The sequence below is a fragment of the Photobacterium sp. WH24 genome (genome assembly GCF_019204055.1).
Taxonomy (GTDB): domain Bacteria; phylum Pseudomonadota; class Gammaproteobacteria; order Enterobacterales; family Vibrionaceae; genus Photobacterium; species Photobacterium arenosum.
Genome location: NZ_JAGSOZ010000007.1, coordinates 210,643 through 229,834, shown reverse-complemented (window position 1 = coordinate 229,834; position 19,192 = coordinate 210,643). Strand labels below are relative to the sequence as shown.

The window sequence follows — 19,192 nt, the reverse complement described above, 5'->3', positions numbered from 1 at the left end:
TATGGCTTTTACGGACATCTACTCAATCGCTGGTTCTGCAATGACGGCGCAAACCGTCCGTCTGAATACGGTAGCCAGTAACCTGGCTAATGCCGATGCAGTAGCCAGCAATCCTAATGATGCTTACAAAGCGCTGAAACCTGTGTTTGCCACTGTGTACAGCCAGACACAATTAACTGCCGACAAAGATGTGTACCCGAATGCGGAAGTGCGCATTGTCGATGTGGTTCAGCATGAGAGCAAAGTGGACAAGCGTTTCGAACCGAATAACCCGCTGGCGAATGATGAAGGCTATGTCTTCTATCCGGGTATCGACGTTGTGGCGGAAATGGCAGACATGATGTCCGCCACCCGCAGTTACGAGACCAATGTCGAAGTGCTGGCCAATGTGAAAAGTATGCAGCAGGGCCTGCTGCGTCTGGGGGAGGGTAGCCGATGAGCTTAGCACAATACACCGCCTTGTCCGGGGATAGCCCGGCAACCACAAGCGGCAATAACGGTGTTCAGGCAAACCGTACCAGTGATAACAGCGCCGATGCCCTGCAGAACGAGTTCCTGACCCTGATGGTGGCTCAGATCCAGAATCAGGATCCGCTCAACCCGCTCGACGGCACAGAATACGTCGGTCAGCTGGCGCAGTTCTCTCAGGTTCAGAGCACCGAGAATATGTCCAAGATGATGCAGAACAGCATGGTCTTGATGGACAACATGCAGGTACTGGCAACGGCGGGTTTAGTCGGTCAGACCGTGTATGTCAGCACCAATGAAATGACACTGGGTGAAGGCACGCAGAGCGGCAAGATTGAACTGGCGCACGCGTCTAATCAGGTCAATCTGCTGCTGGAAGATGACTATGGCCGTGTGACCAAAGTACCGCTGGGCGCGCACGGTGCCGGGGATGTGGATTTCACCATTGACCCGGAAGCGCTGGAACTGCCGGAAGGTAACTACACAGTGTCAGTGGAAGTCCAATCCGGCCAGACAGAGCCCAAGGTGCTGCTGGCTGGTCAGGTTGAACAAGTACGTGTTCCAAGTAACGGGGGCTCAGCCCTGGTCAATGTTGCCGGTGTCGGCAGCATTCCTTTCTACCAGATTAGCCAGTTCGGCAGCTGATTTTCATACAAGATAACGAGGATATTATGAGTTTTGATATCGCGCTGAGTGGCCTGGGAGCCACCAATACACAGCTCAATACCATCAGTAACAACATTGCAAACGTGTCGACCACGGGTTTTAAAGAGTCACGTACTGAGTTCTCTTCTGTTTACAACGGTATTCAGGCCGGTGGTGTGGAAGTGGCTGCTATCTCTCAGAACTTTGATAAAAATGGCACGGTCAGCGGAACAGGTCGTTCACTGGATCTGGCTATCGGTGGTAACGGCTTTTTCGTCACCAAAGATACCAGTGGTCAGGTTGTTTATACCCGCTCTGGCGTGTTCAACACAGATAAAGACAACAACATTATCAGTAACACTGGCATGAAGCTGCAAGGTTATACCGTTGACGGTAATAACAATCTGCAATCGGGCGCTGTGGGTGATCTGCAAATTAAAACGGCGTCGCTGGCTGCCAAAGCCACTGATCGTGTGGATTTCGTTGCTAACTTCGATTCTCGCGTGAACACGCCTGCGGTTGCGCCGTTCAATATGGGCGACCACGATACGTATAACTCTTCTTACACCACCAAGGTGTACGACTCGCTGGGTAATCCGCACACCATGACCCAGTATTTCGTGAAAACCGGTGCTAACGCCTGGGACATTCATGTTTCTGTTGACGGTGCTGCACCGGGTGCGCCTCAGGCGGCGACATTTAATACTGACGGTACGCTGGCCACACCGGCGGCACCTTTCAATATTGCCTTTAACCCTGCCGGTGCTGACCCAATGAGTGTGGACATCGACCTGCTGGGTACTACACAGTTCGGCGCCGATTTCGGCACCAGTACCAACAACCCGAACGGTTATTCATCCGGTGAACTGACAGGCGTGCGCGTTGAAGATAACGGCATGGTATACGCCACTTACACCAATGGTCAGTCGTTGCTGCAGGGTCAGGTCATGCTGGCCGATTTTGCTAACCCGCAAGCCTTGGTCAAAGTCAGCAACACTGGCTGGCAGCAAAGCTTTGGATCGGGTGCACCGATTACCGGTCAGCCTGGCAGCGGTATTCTGGGCAGCCTGTCGCCGGGGGCACTGGAAGGCTCTAACGTGGATCTGACCAGCGAACTGGTCAACCTGATGACAGCACAGCGTAACTATCAGGCGAACGCCAAAACCATCTCGACCACAGAGCAGCTGACCCAAGCGCTGTTCAACGCAATTTAAGGGTGAGTTGATGGATAGCCTGTTATACACAGCAACCAGTGGAGCAAGTCGGGTACTGAGCGCACAGCAGGTGCGCTCGAACAACCTGTCGAATGCCGATACCACAGGTTTTCGTGCCGACATGGAAAGAGCAAAGAGTTATGCCATTCAGGGACGCGGTTTTGACGGCAGCACTATGGTGGTGACGAACTCGGCCTCGACCCGTTTTGATGCTGGTGACATGGTGAAAACCGGTCGCAAGCTGGATATCGCCATTAATGGTGATGGTTTTCTGACAGTACAAAGCCCGGATGGCGGCGAGTCTTACACCCGTGCCGGTAACCTGAAAATTGATCAGCAGGGCAACCTGACAGTCAACGGTTTCCCTGTAATGGCAGAAGGCGAACCTATCGTTATTCCGCCTAACCAGAGCATTGAAATCAGTGAAACCGGCATGGTGACTGTCATTCCGCCGGGTGGTGGTGCGGAACTGGAAGTCGGCCAGCTAAAACTGGTTAACCCGAATATTGCCGATGTTCAGAAAATGAATGATGGCTTGCTTCAAGCCCGTGACGGTAATGATTTCGCTGCGGATGCCACAGTGCGTCTGGCACCTGAACACCTGGAAGGCAGTAACGTTTCCGCGATTGAAGAACTGGTCAGCGTCATGTCGCTGACGCGTAATTTCGAAATGCAGGTGCGGATGATGAAAACCGCAGAAAAACTCGCTCAGGCTGGTAACCGTCTGCTGCGTAACGGCTAATAAAAAGGAGAGATCACATGCATTCTGCATTATGGGTCAGCAAAACGGGTATGGCGGCGCAAGACACCAAGATGACCGCCATCTCGAACAACCTGGCAAACGTTAACACAGTAGGTTTTAAACGCGACCGCGTTGTTTTTGAAGACCTCTTCTACACCATTCAGCGTCAGCCGGGTGCGCCGGTCGACCAGGTTAATGAACTGCCGACAGGTGTGCAGTTGGGTAGCGGTGTGCGTGTTGTCGGCACACAGAAAGTATTTACCCAGGGTAACACGCAAAACACCAGCCAGGACTTGGATATGGCCATCATGGGTGGTGGCTTCTTCCAGATTGAAAACTCTGACGGTGAAGTCATGTACAGCCGCAACGGCCAGTTTCATGTCAACTCGGAAGGGCTGATTGTCAATACTCAGGGTCTGCCGCTGATTCCTCAAATTGAGATCCCGAATGCGGCCACCCGAATCAGTATCGGTGTAGACGGCACAGTCGCGGCGCAGGTTGCCGGTGATCCGCAGCCGCAGGAACTGGGTCAGATCACTCTGGCGCAATTCGCAAACCCGGCCGGTCTGGAAGCGCTGGGCGGCAACTTGTATCGCGAGACAGAAGCCAGTGGCCAGCCGGATGAACTGGTACCGGGTCTGGACGGGGCGGGCAGCATCAAACAAGGTGCGCTGGAAGGCTCTAACGTGCAGGTGGTGGAAGAGATGGTCGATATGATCACCACGCAACGTGCGTACGAAATGAACGCCAAAGTCGTCTCAGCTGCGGATGACATGCTGAAGTTTGTCGCGCAGTCAGTTTAATGCTTACACCGAAAGGAAATCCTATGAAGTGGCTGATTCCATTTCTCATGGTGTTATTGACAGGGTGCACCATGCGCCCTGAATTCTCCACACCAGAACCCGATGATGAAGCCTTCGCGCCACCGGTACTGGATTACTCTTTGCCGGAAGCGTCTGACGGCAGTCTTTATCGCAACAACTACATGATGACCTTGTTTCAGGATCGCCGTGCTTACCGGGTAGGTGACATTCTCACCATAGTGCTGGATGAAGAAACCCAGTCGAGCAAAAAAGCCAATACCCAGTTTTCCAAAGACTCAGAAGTTGGCATCAGTGCGCCGGTATTTGGCAATTACACCGCAGACAACTTATCGGCCAGTGTGGATGCCAGCCGCGGCTTTGATGGTTCATCGCAAAGCTCGCAGGGTAACAAACTGAAAGGGGCGATTACAGTGACGGTGAACGCCGTGCTACCTAACGGCGTGCTGCGTATCCGCGGGGAAAAATGGCTGCGTCTCAATCAGGGCGATGAATTTATCCGCCTGTCAGGGATTGTGCGGGTCGATGACATTAACCGCTTGAATCAGGTGTCTTCGCAACGTATCGGTGATGCGCGTATCACCTATTCTGGCCGCGGAGCACTGGCTGACAGTAACTCAGCCGGCTGGCTGACTCAATTCTTTACTAGCCCATGGATGCCGTTCTGATGAAATCGTTCAAAACCCTATTGCTGTTTATGGCAGTGGCGCTTTGGGGAGCTCACTCTGTCTCTGCCAACGCCTCCATTGCTATGCCTATTATGGATTTAGTGGATGTGCAAGGCATCCGTGGTAACCAGCTGGTGGGCTATGGTCTGGTCGTTGGTCTTGATGGTACGGGTGACCGTAACCAGGTGAAATTTACCAGCCAGTCTGTCACCAATATGCTGCGCCAGTTTGGTGTGCAGATCAGCGAGGGCACCGATCCTAAGCTGAAAAACGTGGCGTCGGTCAGTGTGACTGCGTTTATCGATCCAATGGCAGGGAAAGGCCAGACAGTGAATATTGTGGTGTCATCCCTGGGTGATGCCAAAAGCTTGCGCGGCGGGACATTGCTGCTGACCCCTTTGCGGGGCGTGGACGGCGAAGTCTACGCGGTGGCACAGGGCAACGTGATTGTCGGCGGCGCCAGTGCTGAAGGTCTGAGTGGCTCGAAAGTGACCATTAACACCCCAACAACGGGGCGTATTCCGAACGGCGCCACACTGGAGCGAGAAATCCCGACTGATTTCAATCAAAAGCCCAATATCACGCTCAACCTGCGTACCCCGAGCTTCACCACCGCGAAAAACATTGCCCGCGCCGTCAATAACACCTTTGGTTCAGGTGTGGCAACGGCTATCAATAAGGCCAAAGTGGAAGTGCTGGCCCCTATGGATACCCAGCAGCGCGTGACCTTTATGTCGATGCTGGAAGAGCTGGTTGTCGAAGAAGGCCGTCGTCCGGCCAGAGTCGTGTTCAACTCCCGTACCGGTACTGTGGTGGTCGGCAAAAACGTGACAGTCAGCGCCGCAGCCGTCAGTCATGGCAGCCTGACAGTCACCATTCGTGAAATGCAGTCTGTCAGCCAGCCAAACGCCTTTGCCGACGGTGAAACCAAGGTGGTGAATAACTCGCTGGTCGATATCAGCCAGGACGAAGCACCTATGTATATTTGGCCGGAAGGTACTGAACTGAGCACGATTGTCGATGCGGTGAACAGCCTGGGGGCAACGCCGGATGATCTGATGTCAATTCTGCAGGCCCTGCATGAAGCGGGTGCGCTGAATGCTGAGCTGGTGGTTATTTAAGGAGTGGCAATGAAAATTGATGGTCAGGCTAACGCCATGCTGTATCACGATAACAGTGCAGTGAATAACCTGAAGTTTCAGGCTGATAAAAAACAGGCCCTGCATGAAGTGGCCGGTCAGTTTGAAGCCATGTTTCTGCAGATGGTGCTGCGTCAGATGCGCAGCAGCAGTGATGTACTGGCAGCGGAAGACAACCCGTTTTCGAGTAAAGAACAAGGCGTTTTTCGCGACTTCTATGACGGCCAGCTGGCGATGGACATGGCGAAGCGACAAAGTGCCGGCATTGCCGACATGCTGGTCAAGCAACTGAGCCCGCATGACAGCGGCGATTCGGCGCTCAGCCGTGAAAATCTGGCGGCCAACAGCCCGTCGCTGGCACCGGAGGCGGGCAAATTTAACACCGCCAGTGAGCAGGTCGCCCTTGATAAAGAACAGCTTCCGGCTACTCAACGAGTGACTGCCATTAACAATATGGCGTTTCAGCAGCCGCTAATTTCCAGGATTGATGCGAAAATGGAGCACGGATCTTAATGAGCATAATCAACATTGCATTAACCGGTTTGAATGCAAACCGTGCTGGCCTTGATGTTACCGCGCAAAATGTCGCTAACGTGAATACGCCGGGTTACAGCCGTCAGCAGGCGCAGTTTGCTGCGCTCGGTCCCAGTTCTGCACTGGGCACCAGTGCAGGTAACGGTGTGGAAGTCACCAGTATTCGCCGTATATCCGATGAATTTGTAGTGAGACAAACCTGGGCGACCCAAAGCCAGGCGTCCTATTCTTCACGTTATCTCAGCAATATGTCTCAGCTTGAAAACGTGATGGGGGCAGACAGCTTTAACATCGCCAAAGGTCTGGATAACTTGTACGCCGCCTTGAATGATGCGTCGGTGAAACCCGAGTCAACGCCGCTGCGTCAGCAAATCATCAGTGAAGCAGATGCCCTGACGCGCCGTTTCAATACGCTGTCTGAGTCTTATTACTCCCAGCATAAAGATCTGAGTGAACAGCGCACGGCGGCGGTCGAACTGAGTAACAGCCTGCTGGTGAATATTGCCGATGTGAACAAGCGTATTGTTGAAATGAGCTCGACCAACGGCAACCCGTCTCAACTGCTCGATGAACGTGACGCACTGATTGGACAGCTGACTGAAATGATGTCCATCAAAACCAATAAGCAGCCGGATGGCAGTCTGCAGGTCACTCTGGCATCCGGTCAGCCGCTGGTGCTGGGTGATCAGGCCTCTCAGATCAAAGCCATTCCCGATCCGTCGGATCCCTATCTGGCCGACATGGAAATCGATTTTGCAGGCCAGCGTTTTCCAATTAACGGTAATATTGGCGGCGAGCTTGGCGCGATAGCTGATTATCAGGTAGAGACCCTGCTGCCTTTCCGTCAGACGCTGGATGAAATGGCCGTGGCGTTTGCTGATGCCTTTAACAACACCCTGGCCACCGGGCAGGATCTGAACGGCAATGCCGGCCAGCCATTGTTTACCTATGACCCGGCCAGCCCGTCTTCGAGCCTGAAGATTACCGCCCTGAAACCGGAAGAGCTGGCACTGTCTTCAGACGGTACTCCGGGTAACAGTGACGTGCTGACCGATTTAGTCGCTCTGAGCAACCAGACCTTTGCAATTACCGGTTACGGCAATATCGCTATCAGCGATACCTTTACTGCCATGGTAGGGGATACGGCGATCAAAGCACGCCAGGTCAACTCAGACGCAAAAGCGGCGGAAAACCTGAATGCACAAGCGATCTCAGTTAAAGAAAACCTGAGTTCAGTGAACAGCGATGAAGAAGCTGCCAATCTGATGATATTTGCCAATGCGTATCAGGCAAACATGAAGGTGATCAGTACGGCGAATAACCTGTTCGATACTGTACTGGCTCTGTTTTAAGGAATAATTATGCGTATCAGTGACACTCAATTCAGCCAGATGATGCTGAGCAGCCTGAGCAAAAACAATGTGGGTTTGGGCGAAGTGATGCAACAGATGTCGACCGGTGACCGTCTGACCAAATTGTCGGACGATCCGATTGATTCCATCAAGCTACTGAACCTCGGACGCGAAGGCAGCGCACTGACTCAGTATCAGGCTAATATCGCCAACGTGAAAACCACGCTGTCAAGTCAGGAAGCCTATTTAGACACGGCAAGCGATAGTTTAAAGAGTTTACGTGATCTTGTGCTATGGGGTTCAAACGGCACCATGACAGATGAAGATCGTCAGGGCATTATCACGGAAATGGAAAGCCTGAAAGAGGGCTTACAGGCGGTGTTCAATGCACAGGACGAGGAAGGCATTTATCTGTTTTCCGGCACCCAGACCGACACACAGGCTCTGACGGATACCGGCGCAGGTTACACCCTGAACGGCAATGCTGATAAGCGTCTGGTGACAGTCGCCAAAGGGGTCACGATGGAATCTAACGTGACGGCGCTGGAGTTGCTGGATTTAGGTGGCGGTGCCACTGTCTTTCAGAAAATTGATGATCTGATTGCGGAATTTCAGGCCCCGACGGCCAATTTCAGAACCGAAGTGGATGGCACCCTGGCTGCGATAGATACCACCTTTGGCAACGTGTTAGGCGCCATGACCGACATGGGCGGCCGCCACAATAACCTGGATCTGATGTCAGACGGACACGCCGATAACAAACTGTTCGTTGATAAAGTGGAAGGCGACCTGAAAAACCTGGATTACGCGGAAGCGTCTGTACGTTTGAGCAATTATCTCTCGGCACTTCAGGCATCACAGGCCAGCTTTACCAAGATTAACGATCTGTCATTGTTTGATCGCTTATAAGGAAGAGAGAACACTATGGTGAACTCTACTGCAGAGATTCGGCAACAGTCGATTTCACTGCTGAAAAATGACAAGGCAACAATTTCACCACCGGCACCCGCCGGTGGCTCTGTTTCCGCTGTTCAGGACACGGCACCGGCGCAACGCCCGGCTGTTGTAAAAGGCGGATACACGGCAACCAGCGAGTTATTCTCGCAGGGCCAGCAACAAGTGACCCGGGGTCAGATTGCGTATCAGAGTCTGGTCAGCGTGGGCCGTGATCTGCAGGGGATGAAAAAAATCCTCACTCAGATGCTGGGCAGTTCGACCGCGATTACCCAAGGCCGTGTGGACCAGCTCCAGCGCCACCATAGCCACATACAGCAAACGCTGAATGGCAGTCGGTTTGATGGTGAACGGGTGCTGGACAGTCAGCTTCAGTTTCAGCCCAAAGGCGATCCCAAGCAAAGCTTTACGGTGAACGGGCTGAACCTGGTACGCCAGCGACAGCAGAGTGAGCAGCTTCACCTGACGGTACAGGATCGCGGCACGGCGCTGCTGACCTTTGATGCCTCGCAAACCGATCGCCAGCTGACCCAGCAAATAGACAAAGCGGTTATTCCGCTCGGTCTGCGGGCGGCTGCCACCGAAAGCGGCGATGTGATCTTCTCAACCTCTCAGTCGGATTTTCAGACCTTAGGCCAGCATGTCACCATCAGCGGGCAGGGCCATCGTTACCCGGCCGGTCAGCCGAATCGCATTAAAGTGCAGCCCGAGCCACAGGGCATTGAAAGTATCTCCCTGAAACTGGCAGACGGTGAACAAATTCGCCACACCATGCGCCATGTCAATCAGGGGTTGCAACAGATCCAGAAAGGGCTGGATCAGTTGAGAAACTTCCAGGCCGATCTGGACTCGAAAGTCGGCAAGGTGATGGCCGGTCAATCTGTTGAGAGCATTGATACCAAGCTGCAATCGTTGCAGGACACCCGCTCCTTTGCTGCCGCCTTCCAGGTGGTATCAGCCCAGGCGAACGTTCACCGTCATACTGTGGTTGCTTTGTTGAAGTAGCGACTGTTTTGTTGAAGACACTAGTGAAAGGAAGCTCAGCTTCCGCCTGAGTGGATAAGTTTTCCCACCATACTGAATAACGGTCTGCACAGCAGGCCGTTCTTTTTTCATAGGCAGTGTATCTGCCTGCACAAAAATCTGTGCAAAGCCACAGATATGCATGTAAACACATGATATTTAGTGAAACTTCACTCATATCAAAATATGATGCTTGCCTTAAATAATACCTACCATCAAAACGCTAAACCCACTTCGTGACTTGATTGTCAGGGGCGGTAACATGTCTGGCAATGTCTATCGGAAACGGCACTGCGGTACCGAGCTGGACGGCGCGGTGGTGCAGGAAATGTTATGCGTACAACTTAGGAAGCAAATTTATGATCACAATCCGAAAGGCGATTAAGTCAGATGTTCAGGCAATTTTCGATCTCAGAAGTCGTGCGATTCTTGACCAATGTTCAGCATACTATTCCTTAGAGCTGTTAGCATTGTGGACTCAGAGCGGAATAACGGACTCATTAATCCGGGACATTATCGAAACATTCTATGTTTCAGAAGCAGATGATCGAGTGATTGGTTGCGGTAAGCTTACTGCTGCTACGGGTATAGTCGATGCGATTTTTGTCGATCCTGATTACTTTGGTAGAGGTGCTGCAAAGCAAATGCTGGCATTTCTAGAGGAGTTAGGCAAACAACATGGCCTGTCATTGCTAAAGTTAGAATCGACGTTGAACGCAGCGCCTTTTTATCGCTCCTGTGGTTTTATTGGTGAGGCGCTTTCTACTTATCATTCTCCAAGAGGCGTGAGTTTGGATTGTATTCCAATGGAAAAACCCCTGACAAAATACGTATAACAGAGATGGGTAAGTGAGCGTTAACAGGACAGTCTCGTTATGAGTTTTCAGCGGAAATGAATATGGAAATTTTAGTCAAACATCTCGAACCAGGAAATAGTGAACATAAAAATCTATTTGAGTCTTTGTTCAGAGAGTATCTTTCCGGCTTTTCTGTAGCGTTTGATCCTGCAGTCATTGAACAATTGTTTGCGTTGTCCTATTTTCACGGTTTTATGAGCTTCATTGACGACAAGCCTGCAGGTTTTGCTGTTTGCTTTGAATCTTTTTCTACATATCGATTGCAGAGAGTCATGAACATTCATGACTTTATGGTTGCGAATCGCTGTAGAGGTAAAGGGGTAGGTAAGGCGCAACTTCATGCGATAGAGCAGTATTGTCGCGATAATCACTATCTGAAAATTACCCTGGAAGTGGCCGATGATAATATTGCTGCTAAAAAACTGTATAGCTCATGTCAGTACGAAGATTACAGGGTAGTTTTGAAAGGTCAGCAACATTGGCAGAAATATCTGAATAATCGGAAAAAGCATTAATTTAACCTGCAGCCCGTCGCCCTTAGCTGTGCATGAAAGCTGTTTGATTGCTAAGGCATGAACGATTTGCCTGTCATTCAAGCGTTTTCTCGGCACTTCATTGATAACGATGTTGATAAAAATAAGGGTTGGCAGGTATGAGAGATTATTTCAGTGTGATCAAAAAATATGCGGATTCAGAAGGCAGGGCTCGTCGTCAGGAATATTGGATGTTCTGCCTGATGAATGCGCTGATAAGTTATCTGTTTTTTTTCATGGGTGAGGCCATTAACGATGACTATGCACTTTTCGCTGTGTATACCAGCCTGACTGTAATCCCTTCGCTCATGGTTACTGTACGCCGATTGCATGATACCAATCGTAGTGGTTGGTGGATGCTGGTTGCTTTTGTACCTGTGATTGGCGCAATCATTGGTCTCAGTGTCATGATGGAAGCAGGGACTTCGGGTGAGAATGACTATGGTCCAGACCCGAAAGCGGTGCCTGCTTTAATTTAATACGTGTAAAACAAGGAGAGTGACGTGTATCAGAAAGTCATCGTTTTAATTGCCGTCATCTTTGCTGTTTCTGGCTGTAAAGATCGTGATGAAATATATGCAAACCCACCGCAAGAGTTGCTTCAGCATGTGGAGACCTTGCTTCCTGCCGCAGAAAACTATGTTCGCGGCAATGAAGCAGAGGCATTGGAGAAGGGTATGCCATTGGATGCAAATCAGTTGAGGATTGCCTCTAGGGTTGGTTTGAAATCGCCGGAGAAAGTGCGTGTTTATTATGTCGATAAACTCCCTTTTCCTGATGATCCTGATCTGGCTGCGTTAGCCAAAAAGTATGGCTACAGTTCCCCTTTAACGGGTGCGTATACTTATGGTTACGGACTCTGGATTAAACGCTCAGAGAAAGACAATCAGGAGCTGCTGGCACACGAGCTCATTCATGTTCGTCAGGCAGAGCAGATGGGCGTAAGGGAACAGACTAAACAGTATTTACTACAATTGTTTATTTACGGCTATCGCGATGCGCCTATGGAGCTTGAAGCCTACCGTGAAGCCAGCCAGTATTGGTGAGCACTGAATCTGTGATGGTGCTGCTTCAGTCGATAGGTTATAGCAATGTTGAGATAATAATCAGGGAGTGATTGGAATTCAATTCCACCATCAGGAAAAAAGACATGGACGAAACAGTAAAAGCAAAGTTTGACAGTTATCCGGCACATATTAAACCTGTGATGCTAAGCCTGCGTAGTGTGGTGTTAGGTGTTGCTAAAGCCCATGAGCTGGGCAATGTTGAAGAAGCACTGAAATGGGGCGAGCCCAGCTATCAGGTGAAAGGGGGCAGCCCGGTCAGGATGAACTGGTCACCTAAAGATCCTGCACACTATTTTCTCTACTTTAACTGCAATACCCGGTTAGTGGATACTTTCCGTGAAGTATACGGACACTCGCTGTCTTTACAGGGTAACAGGGCTATAGTGTTGAATGTTGCTGATCCTCTGCCAGCAGCGATTGTCAGTCATTGCGTCGAGCTGGCGTTCAATTATAAACGTCTGCGTCATTTACCACTGTTAGGTGTGTAACTTAAGGTAAACAGTGATCCGCATCATTGAATATTGCGATGCAGTAACAGCAGCCCTTTTTGCCGACTATGCTAATGCATGCTCACGCTTGGTCGGTTTATCAGTGAAAACCTGAGTGTTTGCCAGTGTGAGTGTTTTACCGTCATAGTCTTTGAACCATCGGGTAACTTGTGCCGTCTGGTAAATAGGAGGATTCATCATGAAAGCTGTGTTTAAACCCGGCAACAATATTGCAATGAAGATACCTTCGCATGAGTATGAGAAAACGCTGCATTTTTATCGTGAAGTGATTGCCATTCCGGAGCTGGCTCGTGAGAAAGATACGGATACGCCCCGTTTTCAGTTTGGCGATAAAACGCTGTGGCTCGATAACGTCCCGGGTATCAGCCAGGCCGAAATCTGGCTCGAAATTGTGACTGATGATATTGCCGCTGCAGCAGAGCACCTTGCGAGTCACAAGATTGCCCGATGTGATGAGATTGAACCTTTGCCGGAAGGATTCGCCGCATTTTGGGTTGCCAGCCCTTCGAATATTATTCATCTGGTATCGCAATCGGACTAAGGCCGTTCATTATGATTTAGTTAACAAAGCCCAGATATAGTTGAACTTCTATTGAGTCGAGCGCGAACGGTTGGTGTATGGTACCGACTCAATACCGTGTGAATAATTAATGGGATCCCTAAATGCGAGGTGAAACTTGCTATTACGTTACAAAGGGTGATTTACAAAATAATTGAAGCTGCTGTCTTCGTCCCTATTCCTGACGAATTTGGGCCCAGACTCGAAAGTTTTTCCACTGAAATCACAGTTCAACCTATGATTTAGAGTTTTCCTTGAAGAAGGAACTAGCATAAACACTAGAGTTAACGTGGTCCCACGACACGAGTGGACTCATCAGCTTTAGCTTTACTGTACATCAATGTTTCCAATTAACTAATGTAATCTGCTCAGACTTGATTACAAGTATTTGGAATCATATCTGACATAACATCTGAGGTTATTCTTTTGAGGTGCCGTACATGCGTGTTGCAGCATTCAACGTCGAAAACCTATTTGACCGTGTTAAAGCCTTTAATGACGAAACTCTCAATACTCACAATGACATTCTCGATGCACATGCCGCATTAAATAAGTTATTTGAGAAAAAGTTATATAGTTCCACCGATAAAACCAAAATGTTGGAACTGATGGGTAAGCTCGGCATCTTGAATAAAGATGAGGGACCCTTCGTTTGGCTCCGAAAAATACGCGGCAAGATTGTTGTGCGTCCTAGAAAAGGCTCTGTCAGAATCGAAGCGAATGGCCGAGAGGACTGGGTCGGTTGGCTTGAATTGAAGACAGCGCCTGTAGATGAGAAAGCCATCACGATGACAGCACGTATGATTCGTGACATGAGTGCTGATGTTCTTGCTTTGGTCGAGATCGAAAGTCGACCTGTGCTGATCGACTTTCACGATCTCATCTATGCGCCACTATCAGGCCATCGCTACAAACACATGATGGTTATCGACGGCAATGACCGACGCGGTATTGATGTCGGTATTATGGCCAATGACGGATTCTCTATTCCTTCAATGCGCAGCCATGTGGATGAGGAACACAATGACAAGAAAGTTTTCTCAAGGGATTGCCCAGAGTACATTCTTGAAACACCCGGCGGTGAAAAAATCGCAGTGCTGCCAAACCATTTCAAGTCAAAGTATGGCGGGAATAATAAGGCATCAAGAGATAAACGAGAAGCACAGGCGCAATTTACAGCACGGTATTATGAACGCTTGTTGGCTGATGGAATAGAGAACGTGATCGTTCTGGGTGATCTGAACGACACGCCCGATAGCAATGAGCTTCGACCACTGCTTAATACCTCGCTGAGGGAAGTGACAGAACATCCTGCATTTACAGAATTCGAGTTTTTTGCTTCAACTGGTGACCGCGGAATTGGCACGTTAGGATCGGGCGCTGACAGCAAGAAAATCGACTATATTCTGCTTTCTCCTGCGTTGTGGGCCAAAGTGCAGCGTGGTGGTATTTTCCGCAAAGGTATCTATACAGCGTCTGGGCGTTGGCAAATGTACGAAGAACTGACCAAGACGCATTATGCAGCCTCAGATCACCATGGTATCTGGGTCGATCTTGATCTGACCTAATCCAGTAACTTTCCGATCATCTGATACATCTCTGTCTGGCTATATGAGCAACTACAACGAGGAGGAATGAACATGCCGATACATCCATATGGCGTCTGGTGTGCAAATGCTGTCCGAGTTACTGCAGAAACAGCGCAAGACGATCCTGACTCACCACATATCCATCTTTTTTATGAAGATGGTCGCGGTGAGGAATACCGTGCGTCGATCAATGTGAAGTCGAAGGGCTCTTTATCAGAGCTCGCTTATTATCGATTTGATAATTTCCAGCACCCTATCTTGACTGAGATTTCTGAGCTTGGGATGGGGTGGCACGAACTGGATAAAAAACCGGGAGGTGGGGCGCTCGACTATATTCGGGGAAACCTTCTTAACTTTGAAGACGGCATTCTGCTGCCCCATGATATTCCGGGTGTGGGTAATGATCTTCTGGACCTGATTATGCCGATTCTACGGACGGCTTCTTCTAAGAAATCGAAAATTTACCTATTTGGCGAACCTTATAGCGATATGAAGGGAATTCACGATGTTCATATGAACCAAGGAAGTGCAGGCCGCTTTGCTCAGTATAACGGTGTTTGGCAAGACGGAGGGGTGATAATCGAAGATGCTGATACGGGCCGACACATCGCATTGTTTTTGGCCTTTGGTTCGCAGGCAATCCATACTGACGAAACGACTGGCCATGCCTTGCCGAATTCGCAGGTCGTGGCAGAGATTCTTGGTCATACCCGTCCAGAGCCAGGTGATGGCGACATCCTGCCACCAAGAGCTGATGATATCGACATTATTATGGATGATCGCCGTGTCGCTATAGTCGGTGCGCTTGTGAATCCTGAAGGCCCAGAGGGGCAACCAGAGTATGTCGGCAAGCCAGAACTCGTTTATCTGATGAACCGGAGCAAGTCAGGTATTTCGCTTGGCGGTTGGAAATTGTTGAACCAAAATGATGAAGCACACACACTTTCACAAGATATTTGGTTGGCTCCGGGCGAAATTCGTACTGTCACTCTCGGGAGTGTACCTTTATCGAACAGGGGAGGTTTAATCTCTTTGCTTGACCAAAATGGGCTGAAAGTTGATGGCGTGAGTTATACCAGAGAAGAAGCCAAAAAATCAGGCGAGGTGACGCTCTTTAGAGTCTGATTATCATTTTTGCGTTAATGATGACTTCAGAGACAACTGACAAGTAATGCCAGTTGTCTTTGTGCAGCAGAGCATCTTGCGAGCCACAAGATTGCCAGGTGCGATGAGATTGAACCTTTGCCGGAAGGATTCGCCGCATTTTGGGTTGCCAGCCCTTCGAATATTATTCATTTGATATCGCAATCTGACTAAGCGTCGCTCCCGCAAATAACACCGGCTGGCTGGGTACTTGCCTGTTGTACCTGAATGCGGGCAATATGGGCGGATTGAACCAGCAAGGTGGATTATTCATGGTTGTTTGGCCCGCGGTGTTGAAATATGAGGGTGATCAGGAGTTGAGTGTTGTTGCTGATCGCCATACTTGGGAGTCGGATTCTGATTTGCATTGCTTTGGCTTTCAGCCGGGTGATGCGCTGATTGATTCAGCCGGGCAGGTGTTTCGTCTTCTGAGCCTGCGCCCTGGCGACACCAGCTTAGAAAAGACGGTACAGACAATGCGCCTTGATGAGATTGTTGAGATCATCAAAGCGCATCAGTCTTGTCTGGGAGCATGTTGTGCGGCTAAGGTGTCTTTTGCCTCTGTCGCAGAGGCTATCAGTGCTTTATAGAAAGCGCTCTTAAAAAAGTGCAATACAAGACAGTGCAATACAAGACGCCGGCTAGCCGCACGCACAGGGGCTGATTATTTTATTCCCAGCCAAATACCGCATCGTAGGTTTGGCAATTACTGACCAGAGTTTCCGTATCTTCAAGGTAGAGCTGTTGCTCAGCCGATACCGGATAAGTCAGCCATTCTGAACACTGAGCACTCTGTCCGTTGCCGATCACCAGTTTGCTGCCTGGCTTCAGCTCACACCGTGTCATTTTGTCCAGCGGCGACCATTGGTAGCAGATTTCGTACCCAGCCCGGTATTGAGCCACTTTGCCGTTTGGCTGATTTGCCGCCCACCAGGCACCAAACTGGCTGTTCGGGTTGGTGCTGTTCCAGGCCCGAAAGACGGTCAGTGCTTCCCCTTCTTTCACTTCGTACACTTTTCCCTGACACAATTTTCCCTTAGTAGGCTGACCGAGAGAACTGGCCAGCAACTGGGGATCATCGACAAGGTTTAGCTTACTGGCCCATGCCGCAGGCGGCTCTGTTGAGCCAATACAGGCACTGGCATCAAGAATGTCCTGAGTGGCGTTGGCGGGATTGGCCGTATCAGTTTGTGCGGTATCGCCCGGAGTTGATGTACAGCCTGAGAGTGCAAAACTGGCAATAAAGATGGCGGTCAGGGTAAGCCTTGTTTTCATTTCATGATCCTTATGTATCCAACTGAATATGTACTGATTATCGTATCTTGATGATTGCTTTTCTGGACTAACTGAAAGTAAACGATGAATTTGAGAAGCAGATAACAGTTTTTATCTGGCAGGCGGTCAGCAGGAGAGTGCGGAGAGAAAACAGAAGAGAAAAAACCGGAATGCTGGATTCCGGTTATGCCGTTTATTTTCGGGCGTTGGCTTGCTTTCTGGTATCAGTGACAGGCGCCGTCACTGTTGATGCTGCAGAAGCTGCTGGTTTCACTGGCGCGGCGCTTTTATCCGTAGTGCTGGATGCCTCTGCTGATTTGAGCTGAGTCGGTGGCGTTAGTGGTGCGGACTCTTTACCGCTTTCTTTCTTGCTGAGATCTGGGGAGGCCTCGGCGGCTTTTACCGGCTCTTCTTTATTGATAGTGACGACTTTTTCTTTATCAGCCGGGTAAGTCTGACCGTGGAAGCAACCGCCTCGCTCAATGCAAATATCATTAGTGTAAATGACACCTTTGGCTTTGCCTTTTTCCAGGATCTCAATGCTGTCGGCGTGGCAGGCTCCTTCATGCAGGCCGTTGATGACCACTTTGCTGGCAAAGATCTCGCCAGACACACGGCCCGTTGCACTTATCGATAACGTTTGTTCGGTACGAATACGTCCTTCGATGTAGCCATCAACCTGGATATTACCGCTTAGTTCGATATCTCCTTTAAAGGAACAGCCTTGTGCAATGATAGTTGCAGTTGAGTGCTTGCTTGTGCTTCCAGCACTTTTACTAAAGAGTCCCATTGGATGCTCCTCTCATGGTTAAACAGATAGTCAAAGTTGTCGGGTCCCCAGTTGATAAAATACTTGGGATTCAAAGCCCGACCCAGAAAACGGACCTCATAATGGAGATGGGGGCCAGTCGAGGTACCACTGTTGCCTGATAATGCAATTAAATCGCCTTTTCTGACGAAATCACCGGTTTTGACTTTGAATGCTTTCAGGTGCGCATACAGAGTCATGAATCCATAGCCGTGGTCAATTTTCATTAAATTGCCGTAGCCTTTTTTACTCGGTCGTACCAGCTCTACCACGCCATCGGCAGGGGAGTGCACTGATGTTCCCGTGTGTCCACTGAGATCGATACCCAGATGACGACGCTTGTTACCGTAAACCGGATGGTTACGCGAGCCGTATGAGGAAGAAATACGCCGGTATTCCATAGGGCTACCGTTAGGTATTACTTTCAGCATGGCGACACGTACCGCCGAGTTCAGTGCAGCTGTATCCAGACGGGTATCCAAAGGTTGTTCCCCTTCGCTTTCAATACCCAAAACGTTTTCCAGCTCATTCACGCGGCCAGAAATCTGCTCCAGTTCATAGCGCCTGTCAGCCAGGTTTTGCTCCAGCGACTGCCGGTCGCTTTCCAGATTAAGAATTTCATCTTTCAGTTCATTGGCATGTTGGTTTAACTGCGATTTTTCCTGTTGTGTCTGATCAACAGCATTCCATAAATACTGAATCGAAAATGCCATGACCACGACGGCGACGATGAACAACAGCAGGGTTGCTATCAGGTTCCGCCGTAAATACTTACCCAATTGAAAATGGTAAGACCCGTTAATCGTTGATATCGAGATAGTGAGTTGATCTTTCATTACGCTAAGCTCATTCGCTTTCTCTAATGCATTAGGCGACAAACTGGATGCAGGATTAACCTTTGCCGGGAAAAGAAGATGTAAAACTGTGCTCCCTGGCATAAGTTCATTAAACGTGTCCTGCTGCCGGTTCTATTACGCAATGAGAAAGAAAAAATACAGAAATAGAATAAAAGCCAGCAATATCGCGGCGAGAGTAGGGTAGATAATGTAGAAATCACCGCTACGTCGTGCGCGTTTGAAACACAGATAGGAAAGCAGTCCGTTGTAGCCTAAAAGCAATAAACTGATTGTCGTCCCTGTATTCAGTGTCATGCTGTGCATCCTCAGCAAAAAATGGCTGAGCAGAAAATAATCCAGCACTATGAGCCAGAGAAATAACTTTTGCAGACTGTCCGGTCGACGTTCACTTGGGACAATTGCGGAAGAAGATGCAGCTCTTTTCATGGGTTAACT

Annotated in this window: 25 protein-coding genes; 20 read left to right on the top strand and 5 right to left on the bottom strand. The window is 49.7% G+C overall.

All coding sequences use genetic code 11. The features are described from left to right. Position 1: 1 nt before the first annotated feature. From flgC to KCG43_RS10940, 16 genes are all read left to right on the top strand, one after another. Entirely contained in the window at positions 2–439 is a 438-nt protein-coding gene (gene flgC / locus KCG43_RS11015) for a flagellar basal body rod protein FlgC (RefSeq protein WP_192016521.1), read from the top strand. Further along, complete coding sequence (gene flgD, locus KCG43_RS11010; RefSeq protein ID WP_192016522.1) at positions 436–1,113, top strand: flagellar hook assembly protein FlgD; 678 nt, start codon at positions 436–438, stop codon at positions 1,111–1,113. Before flgC ends, flgD begins: the two co-directional genes overlap by 4 nt. A gap of 26 nt (positions 1,114–1,139) precedes the next feature. Then, positions 1,140–2,327, top strand: coding sequence for a flagellar hook protein FlgE (flgE, locus tag KCG43_RS11005; RefSeq protein ID WP_192016523.1), 1,188 nt, complete (start codon positions 1,140–1,142; stop codon positions 2,325–2,327). A gap of 10 nt (positions 2,328–2,337) precedes the next feature. Next, positions 2,338–3,069 (top strand): flagellar basal-body rod protein FlgF, encoded by a 732-nt coding sequence (flgF, locus tag KCG43_RS11000; RefSeq protein ID WP_192016524.1) that lies wholly within the window; start codon positions 2,338–2,340, stop codon positions 3,067–3,069. A gap of 17 nt (positions 3,070–3,086) precedes the next feature. Next, the gene (gene flgG / locus KCG43_RS10995; protein WP_218384790.1) at positions 3,087–3,872 is read left to right on the top strand and encodes a flagellar basal-body rod protein FlgG; all 786 of its coding nucleotides are present in this window, start codon (positions 3,087–3,089) and stop codon (positions 3,870–3,872) included. A 23-nt stretch (positions 3,873–3,895) separates the two neighbouring features. Then, positions 3,896–4,558 carry a flagellar basal body L-ring protein FlgH gene (gene flgH, locus KCG43_RS10990; protein WP_192016526.1) on the top strand — a complete coding sequence of 221 codons (663 nt, stop codon included), beginning with the start codon at positions 3,896–3,898 and terminating at the stop codon, positions 4,556–4,558. A 29-nt stretch (positions 4,559–4,587) separates the two neighbouring features. Continuing rightward, positions 4,588–5,679, top strand: a complete 1,092-nt coding sequence (locus KCG43_RS10985) for a flagellar basal body P-ring protein FlgI (protein ID WP_255558004.1) — start codon at positions 4,588–4,590, stop codon at positions 5,677–5,679. Positions 5,680–5,688: 9 nt separating this feature from the next. Beyond that, positions 5,689–6,210 carry a rod-binding protein gene (locus tag KCG43_RS10980; RefSeq protein WP_218384784.1) on the top strand — a complete coding sequence of 174 codons (522 nt, stop codon included), beginning with the start codon at positions 5,689–5,691 and terminating at the stop codon, positions 6,208–6,210. Next, positions 6,210–7,583 carry a flagellar hook-associated protein FlgK gene (flgK, locus tag KCG43_RS10975; RefSeq protein WP_218384782.1) on the top strand — a complete coding sequence of 458 codons (1,374 nt, stop codon included), beginning with the start codon at positions 6,210–6,212 and terminating at the stop codon, positions 7,581–7,583. Before KCG43_RS10980 ends, flgK begins: the two co-directional genes overlap by 1 nt. A 9-nt stretch (positions 7,584–7,592) precedes the next feature. Then, positions 7,593–8,492 (top strand): flagellar hook-associated protein FlgL, encoded by a 900-nt coding sequence (gene flgL / locus KCG43_RS10970; RefSeq protein ID WP_218384780.1) that lies wholly within the window; start codon positions 7,593–7,595, stop codon positions 8,490–8,492. Positions 8,493–8,507: 15 nt separating this feature from the next. After that, positions 8,508–9,542 (top strand): flagellin, encoded by a 1,035-nt coding sequence (locus KCG43_RS10965; RefSeq protein ID WP_218384778.1) that lies wholly within the window; start codon positions 8,508–8,510, stop codon positions 9,540–9,542. A gap of 377 nt (positions 9,543–9,919) precedes the next feature. Beyond that, entirely contained in the window at positions 9,920–10,396 is a 477-nt protein-coding gene (locus KCG43_RS10960; RefSeq protein ID WP_218384776.1) for a GNAT family N-acetyltransferase, read from the top strand. Between the two features lie 62 nt (positions 10,397–10,458). Continuing rightward, positions 10,459–10,932 (top strand): GNAT family N-acetyltransferase, encoded by a 474-nt coding sequence (locus KCG43_RS10955; RefSeq protein WP_192016533.1) that lies wholly within the window; start codon positions 10,459–10,461, stop codon positions 10,930–10,932. A gap of 137 nt (positions 10,933–11,069) precedes the next feature. Continuing rightward, the gene (locus KCG43_RS10950) at positions 11,070–11,429 is read left to right on the top strand and encodes a DUF805 domain-containing protein (protein ID WP_192016534.1); all 360 of its coding nucleotides are present in this window, start codon (positions 11,070–11,072) and stop codon (positions 11,427–11,429) included. A gap of 24 nt (positions 11,430–11,453) precedes the next feature. Beyond that, complete coding sequence (locus KCG43_RS10945; protein ID WP_218384774.1) at positions 11,454–11,996, top strand: DUF4157 domain-containing protein; 543 nt, start codon at positions 11,454–11,456, stop codon at positions 11,994–11,996. Positions 11,997–12,100: 104 nt separating this feature from the next. Further along, positions 12,101–12,505: a DUF1801 domain-containing protein gene (locus KCG43_RS10940; RefSeq protein ID WP_218384772.1), complete on the top strand. Its 405-nt coding sequence runs from the start codon at positions 12,101–12,103 to the stop codon at positions 12,503–12,505. A 66-nt stretch (positions 12,506–12,571) separates the two neighbouring features. On the opposite strand, the gene KCG43_RS21415 is transcribed toward KCG43_RS10940, so the two are convergent. Further along, positions 12,572–12,706: a hypothetical protein gene (locus KCG43_RS21415; protein WP_255557992.1), complete on the bottom strand. Its 135-nt coding sequence runs from the start codon at positions 12,704–12,706 to the stop codon at positions 12,572–12,574. Between KCG43_RS21415 and KCG43_RS10935 the strand changes: the two genes are divergently transcribed. The 4 genes from KCG43_RS10935 (at position 12,705) to KCG43_RS10920 (ending at position 16,407) form a co-directional block, all read left to right on the top strand. After that, positions 12,705–13,067, top strand: coding sequence for a VOC family protein (locus KCG43_RS10935; RefSeq protein WP_218384770.1), 363 nt, complete (start codon positions 12,705–12,707; stop codon positions 13,065–13,067). The genes KCG43_RS21415 and KCG43_RS10935 overlap by 2 nt on opposite strands. Positions 13,068–13,525: 458 nt before the next feature. Then, positions 13,526–14,653 carry an endonuclease/exonuclease/phosphatase family protein gene (locus tag KCG43_RS10930; RefSeq protein WP_218384769.1) on the top strand — a complete coding sequence of 376 codons (1,128 nt, stop codon included), beginning with the start codon at positions 13,526–13,528 and terminating at the stop codon, positions 14,651–14,653. 72 nt (positions 14,654–14,725) lie between these two features. After that, positions 14,726–15,799: a DUF2278 family protein gene (locus KCG43_RS10925; protein ID WP_218384768.1), complete on the top strand. Its 1,074-nt coding sequence runs from the start codon at positions 14,726–14,728 to the stop codon at positions 15,797–15,799. 290 nt (positions 15,800–16,089) lie between these two features. Continuing rightward, entirely contained in the window at positions 16,090–16,407 is a 318-nt protein-coding gene (locus KCG43_RS10920; RefSeq protein WP_218384767.1) for a DUF4144 domain-containing protein, read from the top strand. A gap of 79 nt (positions 16,408–16,486) precedes the next feature. On the opposite strand, the gene KCG43_RS21410 is transcribed toward KCG43_RS10920, so the two are convergent. The 4 genes from KCG43_RS21410 to KCG43_RS10900 form a co-directional block, all read right to left on the bottom strand. Beyond that, positions 16,487–17,092 (bottom strand): hypothetical protein, encoded by a 606-nt coding sequence (locus KCG43_RS21410; RefSeq protein ID WP_192016540.1) that lies wholly within the window; start codon positions 17,090–17,092, stop codon positions 16,487–16,489. 193 nt (positions 17,093–17,285) lie between these two features. Continuing rightward, positions 17,286–17,882, bottom strand: coding sequence for a polymer-forming cytoskeletal protein (locus KCG43_RS10910; RefSeq protein WP_218384766.1), 597 nt, complete (start codon positions 17,880–17,882; stop codon positions 17,286–17,288). Continuing rightward, positions 17,786–18,736: a M23 family metallopeptidase gene (locus tag KCG43_RS10905; RefSeq protein ID WP_192016542.1), complete on the bottom strand. Its 951-nt coding sequence runs from the start codon at positions 18,734–18,736 to the stop codon at positions 17,786–17,788. The genes KCG43_RS10910 and KCG43_RS10905 overlap by 97 nt, the downstream gene beginning before the upstream one ends. A 135-nt stretch (positions 18,737–18,871) precedes the next feature. Next, complete coding sequence (locus KCG43_RS10900; RefSeq protein WP_081669253.1) at positions 18,872–19,183, bottom strand: hypothetical protein; 312 nt, start codon at positions 19,181–19,183, stop codon at positions 18,872–18,874. Positions 19,184–19,192: the final 9 nt, after the last annotated feature.